Here is a 13,268-nt window from a genome sequence, read left to right on the forward strand (position 1 = left end):
TGCAGCCTGAAAAATAGACCGACTGCGAAAGTCGTGAGCAAGAGGATGTCGAAAACAATAGGGAGACCTGGTGGTCTCCCTATTGTTTTCATTAGCAACTCACGAGTGCTGCGTCTTGCCCTTTTTCAATTTGCAGAAGGTCTCTATAACTAGTTCATAGTAACCATGCGTAGAGAGTAGCCCGATGAGTTTAATCGGCAGTTGTCCACCTGTGAGTAACTCATAGCATTCGACATCATGTGGCAGCATCTCTAACACATAGCTCGGCAGCGGCTCATTGTTCTCTAAGAGCCATGTCGCTTCCTCGAATAGCTCTTCGATGTCATTCTTCCTGAATTGGAGAGTGCTTATCAAGTCACCCCCGTAGAGCTGGTGTCCTGCTACCAAGGAATTCAAAATCTCCAAGTTGATGTTTGAGCTGGAGGTCTGTGCTTCGTTCATATGCTTTCCTCTAAAGTTAAAAATTTCGGTTCGATAGAAACTTGCTGGTTGCCCAATAAGTTCAGTTCAAGCATGTGGAGGGGTGTCAAAGACACGTAATCCTTAGGTGTGGGCAATCAAGGCTTAAGCGGCATGCTGCTGCGAAGGAACCTGATAGGGGATAGACTGGACAGAAGTGCGTTGGGGAGATCGCTGACTAGGTACTGAAATTATTCGTGGGGTATAGCGTAAGATGCTTAGTGAAGGCCCTTCCTTTCCCTGCTACAGACCCCACCTAGTGAGAGCAAGCATCTCCAGCCCTTCACTTGGCACCAGCCCTAGTTTGAGTCGAAAGGTTCGACCAAGCTAATCAGCTAGGCGGATTATCCGTCATGTTAAGATCGTTCTTGGTTGGAAGTACCGGGACGTGGCTCATCACTAGCGGTACTGGTGGTCGATCGATCCATTGCATCCTGAAGCCACTGTTGCAATCCAGTATCAGCAAACTGAAACCACGGCATTCGCAGGTCAAATGCCCAAGAACGGCTTCCCATATCACGTATTAGCCTGCGCTCCATGCAAGCCTTGAAGAACTTGCGGTAACGCTCGTTCACCTTTGTACATTCTTTGAAGTAATCCATGTATAGGACACCACCATTTCCGTCATCATAGCGTGTGTGTAAAGCTTCAAACGCCGCTTCAATGAAGTCCTCAACACCATTACTCAAGGTGGACATGATGAAAAACCTTGGTTTTCCCTCGAACACCATCAAATGCAACCCGTACGGAACCCTGCCATTGGCAGTATCCAGACATCGCCCTTGACTGTCATACGTATGTACCGCAAGGCAATCTTTTTTGGAGCCGCAACGTTGCGTTCTGCGCCTATCAGCCACAACCTTGGTAAAAGCCCCACAGAAACTTTCATACACTTCATGCGAGACCACCTTTGCCACCAAGTCATAGGATCGCTCCCCTTTAATAGCGTAACTTCTGCCGACTTTTTCAAGGTACTGACGCTTGACCAGCGAGGTAAGAGCGTTGGTAACTTGCTGTGCGCTGGGCATATCGGAGAGATAGTGGCACTGAAGGCCGCGACGTAACTCTGCTGTCGAGACTTCAGCCCCTTTCGGGTAGTCGTTTAATATTGCGAAAATGTTGTTGGGTAGAGAATCTTCCTTTAGAACCTTCATACCGCGCTTTTCGTACATGGCACGGCGTTCTCGCTCTGGCCTTTCTGGGTCATATGACAGCATCATTCTCGTAACTTCCTTGCAAAAGCAGTATGTAATATAAAGCCCAAAACTACACATTATGTACTTTTGAACGCAAAATTACACAACACTCATAACTGTGTAAAATATTTAGATGCAGTACACACTTGAAGGCAGCCTTAGCGCTTCACGCAAGTGAATACTTTGTTAGCAGAACTCTCACTTCACGCTGCAAAACAGTCTGCAATATCAGCATCAGTTAACTTGTTCATCCGCTCGACCTCACGCATGTCTGACCGTGACGGCTTAGGGATACACTTAAGGCTGTCTATTTTCGCGCTAAACTCGGGAAAGAAGTCAGCGTCTCGAAGTGTTCGAGGATCGTGCGTGCTGACCAGTCGGCTATTGATGTGGAAAATGTCCTTGACCACCAGGTCCTTAATCAGCGCTCGGCTGGCTTGGAGGTAATCCATAGCCACTCGGACGGATTTCCTGTCCATGCCAGTCGCCTCAACGAGTGCCTTGTTGGTGATAGAGACAATTCCCTTGTCACTAGACTCAATGGCCAGCATAGCGATTATCCCGGCGTGCTTGTTGTCCATCGTCAGCTTCGCGAGTGCAGTGAAATCGATGGCACTGATGTTCTTGGTGCTTTTCATGTGGGTGGCTCCTTGTACACAAATTCTTGCTCTAAGGAGTGGGTCATCACCTCCTACATTCGATATTCGTTCTTGTTGCCAAAAATGGGGAAATCCACCCCACCCAAATCGGGCTGAAAGCCCCGTCGTTGCTGGATTCTTAATTCCCCCCCTTAAGAATCCCCTAAAGGGATGCGTCAGCGAGCGGTCGTACGGTGGGTTGCATTGAGTTTTCGCTGATGTTGATGACCATAACCACCATTACAACAGTGCCTAACTACTTAAGTCCTGAAATGCACAATACAGCACAGCAGCTATAAGAAACCCAAAAGTCCTGCCTGATGCCCGACCTCTAGTCAGGTCAAGAGGATGACGAAAACAGCAGGAGGGAAGATACACACATCAATATAAATATTAGAAATAACTTATATTTGTCCTATGGTGTGGGGTATCAAGTGATCGTTGATCACGCAGCCTTAGATGGTCAGGAATCCAACTAGACCGAGTACGTGGTCAGAACTTCAGATCAGTGCAGAGAATACTGTATTACCCTGTGTGAGACGTTCTAGACGACGGAGGGAGGTATGGAAGCGCTGAAAGAGACACGGAGGCCGACGCTTGGAAGACCTCAGGTATACATGCTGAAAACAGCAGGGTAAGAGACGGATGTTAGTGAATAGAAACATCCTCCCGGGATATTGGTGGTCGTGCGCTACAACCTCAGGCCGACGCAAGGGCAGAGTACAGTGTTTGACGACTGACACCATACTCTTCAGCCAGGGCCTTCTTAGCCTCCCCTGACGCCACTCTAGCGCGTATCGCTGCGACCTGATCAGGGTCTAGCTTCTTCTTAGCACCAATCTGCTTTCCTTTCTTCTTAGCTGCTGCCATGCCTTCTCTCTGTCGCTCCCTGATCATTGCCCGCTCGAACTCGGCAAAGGCTCCCATCATCTGGAGCTGCAGGGTCTGAAACGGGTTATCCTCTCCAGTGAAAGTCAGGTTCTCCTTGTGGAACCTCACAGCAACACCCTTCGCTGTCAGCTCTTGCACCAGCTTCATGAGATCAGCCATGTTTCGGGCTAGGCGGTCGATACTGTGTACGTGCAGAGTGTCGGCCTTCCGGAGATGACGCAGGCACTCCTGTAGCGCTGGCCGATTGGTATCCTTACCGCTCACCTTGTCGGTGAATGACTCATCAAAGGTCAGCCCCTCGAGCTGGCGGTCGGTGTTCTGGTCTACTGTTGATACTCGGATGTAGGCTACTTGCTGTCCGCTCATGGTGTGCGTCCATGTCTGTGTCGAATTGTCCAATATAATCTAGGCTTACATGGACATAGTGTCAATAAATTCATTACCCACTCAACTTGACACTACACAATGCGGGCTGCAGATCGACGTGGAAAGTGTCCAAACCTCTTACTCACCTGGACACACTACCCGTAGCTCTCAGTGAACAGAGCATGCTCTACAAGGCATACTATGTGTATCATCAGTTAAATCAAAACTTAAATATAAGCTCCAGCCCTTGTGCTCACTTGTCTGGACAAGCTGGAGTAGAGTCCTGAATTATAGATATGTAATAATGCCTCGGATTAGTTATTTTTTCTTTCTGATGACAAGCACCCCCGGCGGGGGGGGAGAGCAGGTCAGATAGAATATGTAAGTCATCAGATATTTTAGTTATATTTTTTAAATCATCGCAAAAATTAAAATATAATATTACATCACAAAGTCATAAAGGATTCTTCTTTGAGTAGCAAACTATATAAACTAATGTGCCGTGAACCCAAGTTAGACACGTGGAATCGGAATGAAGATTACGCCAGCATTACGATGACTGATGGCACAGCTCTGACTTATCAGTCTAAGCGAGATGGTGATTTTCTTTCTCGTAGAGCCGAAGAATTGAAAATAATAATTTACCCAAGAATGATCGGCTTTAACGATGGCGACACAGGGAATGTTACGCTTAAATCAGAAAACATAATAAATTCTTATACCGAATCTGCTAAAGCCCGACACTGCGATGGCTTCACTATGTTATCAGTGGAGTCTGGAAAGTTTTTAGATTACATTATTGATCATTTTGACGCATGGGGTTCTACAGAAATTGAAATAGAGGGCCATAAAAAAATTTCCATCCCAAATGATGGGTTTCCCATTGCATTAGCTGAGATAAAAATAAAGAAACTAAAAGATCGAATAAAAAATTTCAAGAGCCAAAACCAGAATTAATATGAATGCAACATTAAGAGGCATTGCAGTAAACCTTTTATTTTTCAGCACCACTGCCTTTTGCTGGATTAATAATGGGGCTTGGGAAGCACTTGGATGGGCTTTTATGTTCATTTTTATAGCAGTAGGAGTTTTCGAGGCAAATAGCCTTAGATGGCTTTTACCTAAAAAGGCTTGGGAAGCTTTGAAGCTGTAATGAATTTCTCCGAAATCGGGGTTTTATTCCAGCATTAAGTGAAGGTCAAGGAACAGGCTTTACCGCTGTTCCCCCAGCAAACCCTTCGAGCGTATGGCATGGTAATTCCCCGATTGGCCCTGAAAGGAGAAAGGTATTGCCCCGGAGAAAGGGGCTTACATTGAACTTACTGATGGGCATCAAAAGCCTCTCTTACTGCCCTGGGGGAAGTATCATCCTCAACTCCTGTAGAACGTATGTAGACTTTTCTCCGGCATGAAGAGAACTTTCCTCAACAAGGTCCGCAATCTTCATTTCGTACAGAGCGTGAATTTGAGGCGATTCGCGCTCATCAAAAAGTTCATCAGATAATCTGCCCCGGTACTCTATTCCATCTTCCGCAACAGCAACAAAAGAACGGGTCTTATAAACCCACCCCGTAAGGCGTGCCTTCACAAGATAGGCATTGGACATTGAGGACTCCATTTCGCTAACTAGGTCATAAGCCGCTCTAGCCGCCCTGCTACTGATTTGTGAAGAGCCCCCCCTAGTAGGGTTTGAAGACCCCCAATCAAGACCGATATCACAGTTTGAAGAGTAGAGAGCCTTGAGAAACTGTGCATAACGTCTGGCCGTTCTCTGGTTCTGAGACCTAAGCAACCTACTCAACCGCACAGGGTCATCCCCGGATCGAACCAGATCAACCAATACGCATAGCGCATCACTTACTGCTGGTTCGATCAAATCCGACTGTTGAGCAGATGAGAGCCTAGCGCCAAATGAGCCTTCAAATACACCTGTAAATCTAAGCTGCGCCTCATTCATCACAGCCTCAGGTATACGACCATGCAGAGTAGGCCTATTCATTACGTTTTGCATGATGCTATCGAGAACCGACTGTAGAGAGGAGGCTAGCGTACCTAGCAACCCTAGAGGAATTTCCAGAGACTTAATTGAAGGGTTCTCAATATGAAGGTTTAAAACCTCTCGGAGTGTCTGTCGTGCTTCGTTAGAGGCACTTGGTATTTTTTCCAGCTGATGCAAGCCTTCCAACCGAAGTACTGCGCCCTCTGCGGGTAGGTCCTCTTCAGGGAGTTGCTGAGGATTTTTCTCGAGGACTTCGACCAACTCCTCTTCAATCATACAAAGCTCAAAGCACACACCGCCTTCTGGGCGAGTGAAAGCAATCCGCAGGGGCATGTTGCCAGCCTTCACTGCTTGCAGCCTAGTTGGACTTATAGCCACATAGAGCCACCTAGTCTCGAGCTGATCGTCGTCAGAGATGTCATCTTCTACGCAAAGACCGAGAAAGAGCTGCCCGGTTAGACTCTCTGCGCTGAAAACCCTAGGGAAATCGTAATAGGTGTAGACCTCACGCAGTTCAAGCAATCCTATGTTCTGAATATTCCCTTTAGGGAGAGGCGAATCCATCATCATTTTTTCACGCCTGCTCAACCTTAGTCTCTGGCACGGGTACGCACCTGCCTTCTAACCCATTATAGGAAGGAATCCATACAGTATGATGCTCTGGGTGCCTGCCTGTAGTTTTGAGAATAAGAGCCCCATCAGTAGGTTCTAGCTCCAGTTCCCCTAAGGGCTTCTTTCTCATAGCCGGGACGAGTGCTTGCATTTCATAGCAATGTTCAAGCTTTGTAAAAACTGATAGCCCCCGCGCTCGACACGCATCATCCCCCCAGTCTTTGGGTTGCTCCTGCTTGCCATCTAACACCTTTTTGATATCGATATCGTAATACGACAGAAAGTCTCTTGCCCTTGGGTTTCTGCGAGTAAGAAAACGATAGATAGTCTGCTGGGCAGTTTCAGCTTGAGAGGGCGGGCACTGCGAAGGGTAGTGGTTGGGCCAGTCCATTGGGCAACGATTCCATTCTGATACAACTTAAACGCGCCAACATTTTAGTCTAGGTTAAATATTGTTCAAGTCATACCTTGGCAGCAGCTTAACAAATAGTCCGCTTGACTCTCTCGAACCAGACAGCACATACTGCTGTAACACAACAGCCAACCACACGCCGATACGCCTATATAGATCAAGGTGTTATGTGGAGATAGCACTCACCCGCCACCTCCACCAAATTGCAAAAGTTAAAAGCCTGTTTTTACAGGCTTTTTTCGTTTTCAGCACCCGCATACACCTCCTTACTGCGCACCCGCCTCCTTCCTGACCTGTCCCGTGTTAGTATCCGGCGTCAGACAACGCACTTATCCACAGCGAGGCCCTGATGATCTCCACCATTCTCGTGACCGGCTGCTCAACCGGTATCGGCAAGCACTGCGCTCTGCGCCTGCAAGAATCCGGTTACCGGGTGCTGGCGACCGTGCGCAAGCCAGAGGATGTCACCGCGCTGGAAGCAATGGGGCTGGAGAGTTTCGCACTTGATCTGGACTCATCCGAGTCGATCGAACGGGGTGTGGCTCATGCGCTGAAGCTGACCGGTGGTCGCCTGGATGCACTGTTCAACAACGGCGCCTACGGCCAGCCCGGTGCTGTCGAGGATCTTAGCCGGGAAGCGCTGCGGACGCAGTTCGAGACCAACCTGTTCGGTTGGGTGGAGCTGACCAACCGTGTGATTCCGGTGATGCGCCAGCAGGGGCACGGCCGAATTGTGATGAATTCCTCGGTACTGGGGCTGGTGGCAATGCCGTACCGCGGCGCCTATAACGCCTCCAAGTTCGCCCTGGAAGGGATTACCGATACCTATCGGCAGGAGCTGCACGGCTCAGGTGTGCATATTGCCCTGATCGAGCCCGGCCCGATCACCAGCGCCTTCCGCCGCAATGCACTGGACGCATTCAAGCGCAATATCGATCATGAACACAGCGCCCATGCCCCTACCTATGCCGGGGTACTCAAGCGCCTGGAAGGCGGCGAGGAGCAGGACTCAAGCTTCACACTGCCACCGGAAGCGGTGTTCAAGTCACTGCGCCATGCGCTGGAAAGCTCCCGCCCTAAAGCCCGCTATTACGTCACGGTGCCGACCTATCTGCTCGGCTATCTGCGCCGCATCCTGCCGGCACGCTGGCTGGATGCGATTCTGCGGCGTGCGGCCGAGAAGGAAAACAGCTGACCGCGGCAAGGTCTTGTAGTGAAGGTACCTGGATACCTTCGCTACCGCTCAACGAATGATCCACTCTTGCTCAACGCACGTAGCACGTACAGCGAACGCAGACCAAGAAATTTATCTGTAGTTTCAGAGTCATAGGTGGAGGACTTGTTCTCCCCCAGTATCCAGTGCTCACTCAACACCACCTTTTCCCGGGTTCCAGGACTCTTATGTTTACACGCAAGCTGAAGCAAGAACTCTCCGACTGCAAGGAACAGCTGTCCACAGCACAGCAGCTGGCCAGCGCTCTGGATGCGACCATGGCCATTATCGAATTCACTCCTGACGGCTTGATCCTGAGTACAAACAGGCTGTTTGAACAGACCATGCATTATTCCGAGCAGGAACTGCGGGGACGGCACCATAGCGTGCTGTGTGAAACGGAATATGCACAGGCCCCTGAATATCAACAGTTCTGGCAGGCACTGATTAGCGGCGAAAGTCAGAGCGGGCGCTTTCGTCGGGTATCGAGTCGGGGCAGCCACGTCTGGCTGGAGGCCAGCTACATCCCGGTCACAGATACCAAAGGCCGGGTAATCAAGGTGATCAAGCTGGCACGCGATATCACCGAGAACGTTGAAAAGGAACAGCACCTGAGCAGCGTCATGAATGCCATCGACACCTCCATGGCCGTGATCGAGTTCAACCTGAACGGAGAGGTCGTGCGTGCCAATGACAACTTTCTGAGTACGTTGAATTACAGGCACGACGAGATTGCCGGCCAGCATCATCGTCTGTTCTGTGATCCTGACTACGCCGCCACCGGGGAATACAGCGATTTCTGGCTTCGCTTGAGCCGGGGTGAGTACATCGCCGGCACGTTCGAACGCAGGGGGCGCAATGCACGCCCCATCTGGCTTCAAGCAACCTACAACCCGCTTTATAACGCTGCGGGGGAGCTCTATGGGGTAATCAAGATCGCCAGTGATATCACGCCCGAGATTGAACGCCGCAACGCAGAGTCCCGCGCTGCACAACTGGCCTATGATATCGCCCTGGAAACGGACCAAAGCGCCATCAATGGTGCCCTGGCCGTCGAGGATACCGTCGGCATGGTACGCAACATTGAACAGCACCTGCAAAGCATGGCCAGGCAGGTGGGCGCCCTGAGCGAACAGTCGGGCAACATCGAGCGCATCGTTGACGTCATCAAGGGCATTGCCGAGCAAACCAACCTGCTGGCCCTGAATGCAGCCATCGAAGCGGCCCGTGCTGGGAGCCAGGGGCGCGGCTTTGCCGTCGTCGCAGATGAGGTACGTAACCTGGCCCGGCGCACCGGGGACGCCACCGAAGAGATAAGACAAGTCGTTGAGCAGAACCGTGTGCTGGCCAGTACCGCCGCAGAAGAGGCCTTGAGCAGTCAGACAGAGGTTGAGCAGGGAGTGCTGTTGGCCAACAAGACCGGTACGGTCATGCTGGAGATACGCCAGGAAGCACAGCGAGTAGTCGAAGCCATCGGCCAGTTCCGCGAACAGGTCCATAACAGCTGAAAACAAAAGGCCCGCACGCGGCGGGCCCCGGTCGACGCAACAGCGGGAATTACACTACACCCTGCTCCAGCATCGCATCCGCCACACGGCGGAAACCGGCGATATTGGCGCCCAGCACCAGGTTGTACGGCTGGTCGAACTCCTGCGCGGTTTCACTGCAGCGAGTATAGATATCGGCCATAATCGCCTGCAGCTGCTGGTCGACCTGTTCGAAAGTCCAACGCTGCATACTGGCGTTTTGACTCATCTCCAGCTGGCTGGTCGCCACGCCACCGGCGTTGGCAGCCTTGCCCGGACCGTAGTGGATACGGCTGGCGATGAACAGTTCTACCGCTTCCGGTGTCGACGGCATGTTGGCGCCTTCACTGATACAACGGCAGCCGTTATCCAGCAGTACACGGGCATCGGCTTCGGTCAGCTCGTTCTGCGTCGCACAGGGGAAAGCCGCATCGGCCTTGAAGCGCCATACGGCATGGCCGTCTTCCGGATACTCCTCTACCGGAATGAACTCTGCTTTCGGGAATTCATTCAGGTATTCACGCAGAGATACCCGCTTCTGCTCCTTGAGCACCTTCAGAGTTTCCAGATCGATGCCGTGGCTGTCGTACAGGGTGCCGCTGGAGTCGGAGCAGGTCACCGGACGTGCACCCAACTGGTACAGTTTTTCGATGGTGTAGATCGCCACGTTACCGGCACCGGATACCAGACAAGTCTTGCCTTCCAGGGTATCAGCGTGAGCCTTGAGCATGTTTTCGGCGAAGTAGACACAACCGTAACCGGTGGCTTCCTTACGCACCAGCGAACCGCCCCAGAGCAGCCCCTTACCGGTCAGGACGCCTTCATAGCGGCCGGTCAGGCGCTTGTACTGGCCGAACATATAACCGATCTCGCGCGCACCCACACCGATATCACCGGCCGGCACATCGGTGCTGGGGCCGATATGTCGGTAGAGTTCGTTCATGTAGGACTGGCAGAAGCGCATGATTTCCTGATCGGAGCGCCCCTTGGGATCAAAGTTGGCGCCACCTTTGCCGCCGCCGATCGGCAGGCCGGTCAGGGCATTCTTGAAGATCTGCTCGAATCCCAGGAACTTGATGATGCCGGCATTAACCGACGGATGAAAACGCAAACCGCCCTTGTAAGGACCCAGCGCCGAGTTGAATTCGATTCGGTACCCCTTATTGACGTGCACCCTACCCTGGTCGTCAACCCAGGGAACTCGAAACATGATCTGGCGTTCGGGCTCGATCATGCGTTCAATGATGCTGTTGTCACTATAGTGGGGGCTTTGTTCCAGCACGGGCTCCAGAGACTCCAGCACTTCCTCAACCGCCTGGTAAAACTCGGCTTGGGCAGGGCTAGAGGCCATCAGGCCTGCGATGGTTTCATGGATATAGGACATTAAGTACCTCAGATGATGAAGCGTAAGTTGGCCAGAACAACAGAGTGCATATGACGCCTGGTCACTGCATTCAGGTTGGACTCAGAGGATTTCTGACAGGAGTTGGAAACTCGGAGAATGTTCTGACGCGATAAAGCCCTTTAATAATAAAGCACTACATTAGTGCATACAATGCACCAAAAATGTGACTTTTACAGAATTTGTGCGCCAATTTGGCTCGTTGAACTTAATGGAATGCAGCCCATCTGATACCTTTACTTGCTCGATTACAACGGATCGGGCTACCCTTTCTGCTGCAATTTTTCACAGAGACAGGTCACCATGAAGTTTGCCCAGCAACTGCTAAACTCCCGCATCTACTGGCTGGTACTGCTGGTTGGCGCCGTCACCGCCGCAGCCGTGGCCCTCTACTTCCAATACGGACTCGAATACGGCCCCTGCGTCCTGTGCATCCATATACGACTGTGGCTGTTTGCGCTGATACTGCTCGCTGCCACCGCCCTGTTGCTGCCAGGCTGTTCAAAAGTGCAGACCGGTGGCCGCTTGCTGGCCCTGATCATCGCACTGGGCTTTACCGAACGCAGCTGGCGTACCCTGGCGATCGAGCGCTACTGGATCGAAAGCAGCTGCTCTCTGGAGTCCGGCCTGCCGGCCTGGTTTACCCCCGGTGAATGGTGGCCCTGGATGTTTGAAATCTGGGAGTCCTGCGGCTATACCCCGGAGGTCATTGCCGGTTTCACCATGGCAGAACTACTGGCAGCCGCGAGCCCGCTCTTCATCCTGCTGTCGCTCGCAGCCCTTGTTTGCCGCGTTGTCAGAAAAGCACCTCAAAACTGACACACAAGCGTCACATTCCGGCGCTCATAATGGCCTCATGACACAAATAATGAGGACAGAATCATGAGCGCCACTCAACTGACTGCACAACTGCGCCAGCTGCTTAACCGCGGCTACTCCATTGAAGATGTTCGCAACCTGGTGCCCGTACCGCATGAAGTACTGGAACAGGCCATTCGCGAGCATCGCCTGCAGGAGCGTTCCCGCCGCCACGACCGGCTGTTGCAGGGCCAGGCCGACTTCGCCATGCGTCTCGGCAGCCAGCGCTGAACACTGACAGACGCCTGCCGCACTTTATGCACAGACTGCGGCCAGATGCCGCACCTTTAGACTATTTACTTTCAGCAGATGACAGGCCTAAACTCGTTTTATTTGAGTATAATCGGTGACAATCCGAGATAATTAGAAGGAAACCTGCAATGAAAAAGACTCTGCTGATCGCGGCGACTGCCGTGCTGCTGACCCCAGCTGCTGCCATGGCTGAACGCACTGGCGAAGAAATTTACAAGACCAAGTGCTCCGTTTGTCACGCTGCAGGCGTGGCTGGCGCACCCAAGTTTGGCGACGCGGCTGCCTGGGCTCCGCGTGCCGAAAAAGGCATCGATGCTCTGCTGGCAACCGCTATCACCGGCATCAACGCCATGCCGCCGAAAGGCACCTGCATGGACTGCTCCGACAGCGAACTGAAAGCCGGTATTCAGTACATGCTGGACGCAGCCAAGTAATCACTTGGCCAACGCTATAAAAAAACCGCCATCAGGCGGTTTTTTTATGTGCATTCCAAAGAGGCCGCCAGTATCAGAACAGGCTGCCCGGATCGATCGGCTCGCCTTCGGTATCCCCCTCAGGGCGTGACTGCAGCTTCTCCAGTGCCTCGTCCACACTGCCTTTCTGGATCACAATCTCGACCCGGCGGTTGCGTGCACGCAGCTCCACACTGCTATTGGGTGCCAGAGGATGAGTATCCGCATAACCGGTGATGCTGAAGCGAGACTGGTCGATACGGCGATCAGAAAACAGCTCGTGCGCCACCGCCAGGGCCCGTGCCGAGGACAGGTCCCAGTTGGACTCGAACCGGCGCCCACCATAGGGAACGTTGTCGGTATGTCCCTCGATCGCCACCTTGCCACTGATATCCAGTAGCAGATCACGGATCTTGGCGATCACGGGAATGTAATCAAACTTCAGCTCAGCCGAGCCGGATTCGAAGGAACCATGCTCCTTGACCCGAATGATGATGCGCGTCCCGTCGGTCTCGACCTCGATACTGCCCTCGCCAATCTCGGCTGACAGTGCCTGAGCAACCGCAATCGCTTCCTCACGGGCTTCCTCTTCCTGCTGACGCTGCAAGGCTTCCAGCCCCTTGAGGCGATCTTCCACCTGGGCCTCGCCCTCCAGCGAGCGCACATCCAGACTGTTCATGTCGTTGTTGATGGTCATCTGTCGCACTTCGTTCAGCGGCGTAGGCTCGGGTCGTCCCGGGCTGAACTCTTGGGCGATGATGGAAGTCCCCTTGGGGATATCCTCAACCTTGATCTGGTTCTGCACGCCGAACGCTTCGCGCATGGAGCCAGCCAGCTGCTTGAACTTAAGCACGTCCATCTCGGAGAAGGACAGCAGCAGCACGAAGAAACACATCAACAGCGACATCAGGTCGGCAAAGGTCGCCATCCACGCCGGTGATCCCGGCGGGGGGCATTTGCACTTTTCTTCGTTGTCGTCACTCATCGCCGTG

At 52.3% G+C, this 13,268-nt stretch carries 14 protein-coding genes; 7 read left to right on the forward strand and 7 right to left on the reverse strand.

Annotation, left to right across the window (positions count from 1 at the left end; genetic code table 11):
- Positions 1–99 precede the first annotated feature (99 nt).
- The 4 genes from ABD013_RS13005 to ABD013_RS13020 form a co-directional block, all read right to left on the reverse strand.
- Positions 100–441: a hypothetical protein gene (locus ABD013_RS13005; protein ID WP_343806544.1), complete on the reverse strand. Its 342-nt coding sequence runs from the start codon at positions 439–441 to the stop codon at positions 100–102.
- Between the two features lie 374 nt (positions 442–815).
- The gene (locus tag ABD013_RS13010) at positions 816–1,679 is read right to left on the reverse strand and encodes a hypothetical protein (RefSeq protein WP_343806546.1); all 864 of its coding nucleotides are present in this window, start codon (positions 1,677–1,679) and stop codon (positions 816–818) included.
- Positions 1,680–1,858: 179 nt separating this feature from the next.
- Positions 1,859–2,293, reverse strand: coding sequence for a hypothetical protein (locus tag ABD013_RS13015; protein ID WP_343806547.1), 435 nt, complete (start codon positions 2,291–2,293; stop codon positions 1,859–1,861).
- Positions 2,294–2,992: 699 nt separating this feature from the next.
- Positions 2,993–3,550, reverse strand: a complete 558-nt coding sequence (locus tag ABD013_RS13020; RefSeq protein WP_343806549.1) for a recombinase family protein — start codon at positions 3,548–3,550, stop codon at positions 2,993–2,995.
- A gap of 471 nt (positions 3,551–4,021) precedes the next feature.
- Here ABD013_RS13020 and ABD013_RS13025 point away from each other — a divergent pair, with 471 nt between their 5' ends.
- Together ABD013_RS13025 and ABD013_RS13030 are read left to right on the forward strand one after the other, a co-directional pair.
- Positions 4,022–4,507 carry a hypothetical protein gene (locus tag ABD013_RS13025; RefSeq protein ID WP_343806550.1) on the forward strand — a complete coding sequence of 162 codons (486 nt, stop codon included), beginning with the start codon at positions 4,022–4,024 and terminating at the stop codon, positions 4,505–4,507.
- Position 4,508: 1 nt separating this feature from the next.
- Positions 4,509–4,703, forward strand: coding sequence for a hypothetical protein (locus tag ABD013_RS13030; RefSeq protein ID WP_343806552.1), 195 nt, complete (start codon positions 4,509–4,511; stop codon positions 4,701–4,703).
- A gap of 192 nt (positions 4,704–4,895) precedes the next feature.
- Here the strand turns inward: ABD013_RS13030 and ABD013_RS13035 are convergent, their stop codons facing one another.
- The gene (locus ABD013_RS13035; RefSeq protein WP_343806554.1) at positions 4,896–6,119 is read right to left on the reverse strand and encodes a DUF6575 domain-containing protein; all 1,224 of its coding nucleotides are present in this window, start codon (positions 6,117–6,119) and stop codon (positions 4,896–4,898) included.
- A gap of 803 nt (positions 6,120–6,922) precedes the next feature.
- On the opposite strand from ABD013_RS13035, the gene ABD013_RS13040 reads away from it, so the two are divergent.
- Both ABD013_RS13040 and ABD013_RS13045 read left to right on the forward strand, forming a co-directional pair.
- Positions 6,923–7,768 (forward strand): SDR family oxidoreductase, encoded by an 846-nt coding sequence (locus ABD013_RS13040; protein ID WP_343806556.1) that lies wholly within the window; start codon positions 6,923–6,925, stop codon positions 7,766–7,768.
- Between the two features lie 206 nt (positions 7,769–7,974).
- Positions 7,975–9,294: a methyl-accepting chemotaxis protein gene (locus ABD013_RS13045; protein WP_343806558.1), complete on the forward strand. Its 1,320-nt coding sequence runs from the start codon at positions 7,975–7,977 to the stop codon at positions 9,292–9,294.
- A 49-nt stretch (positions 9,295–9,343) separates the two neighbouring features.
- Here ABD013_RS13045 and gdhA read toward each other — a convergent pair whose 3' ends face one another.
- On the reverse strand, positions 9,344–10,696 hold the full coding sequence (gene gdhA, locus ABD013_RS13050; protein WP_343806560.1) for an NADP-specific glutamate dehydrogenase: 1,353 nt from the start codon (positions 10,694–10,696) through the stop codon (positions 9,344–9,346).
- Between the two features lie 321 nt (positions 10,697–11,017).
- On the opposite strand from gdhA, the gene ABD013_RS13055 reads away from it, so the two are divergent.
- The 3 genes from ABD013_RS13055 (at position 11,018) to ABD013_RS13065 (ending at position 12,258) form a co-directional block, all read left to right on the forward strand.
- Positions 11,018–11,533, forward strand: a complete 516-nt coding sequence (locus tag ABD013_RS13055) for a disulfide bond formation protein B (RefSeq protein ID WP_343806563.1) — start codon at positions 11,018–11,020, stop codon at positions 11,531–11,533.
- Between the two features lie 63 nt (positions 11,534–11,596).
- The gene (locus ABD013_RS13060; protein WP_343806566.1) at positions 11,597–11,803 is read left to right on the forward strand and encodes a hypothetical protein; all 207 of its coding nucleotides are present in this window, start codon (positions 11,597–11,599) and stop codon (positions 11,801–11,803) included.
- A gap of 149 nt (positions 11,804–11,952) precedes the next feature.
- Positions 11,953–12,258: a c-type cytochrome gene (locus ABD013_RS13065; protein ID WP_343806568.1), complete on the forward strand. Its 306-nt coding sequence runs from the start codon at positions 11,953–11,955 to the stop codon at positions 12,256–12,258.
- Positions 12,259–12,331: 73 nt separating this feature from the next.
- Here the strand turns inward: ABD013_RS13065 and ABD013_RS13070 are convergent, their stop codons facing one another.
- Positions 12,332–13,261 carry a flagellar motor protein MotB gene (locus tag ABD013_RS13070; protein WP_343806570.1) on the reverse strand — a complete coding sequence of 310 codons (930 nt, stop codon included), beginning with the start codon at positions 13,259–13,261 and terminating at the stop codon, positions 12,332–12,334.
- Positions 13,262–13,268: the final 7 nt, after the last annotated feature.

It is taken from the genome of Marinobacterium maritimum, assembly GCF_039523155.1.
GTDB classification, from domain to species: domain Bacteria; phylum Pseudomonadota; class Gammaproteobacteria; order Pseudomonadales; family Balneatricaceae; genus Marinobacterium; species Marinobacterium maritimum.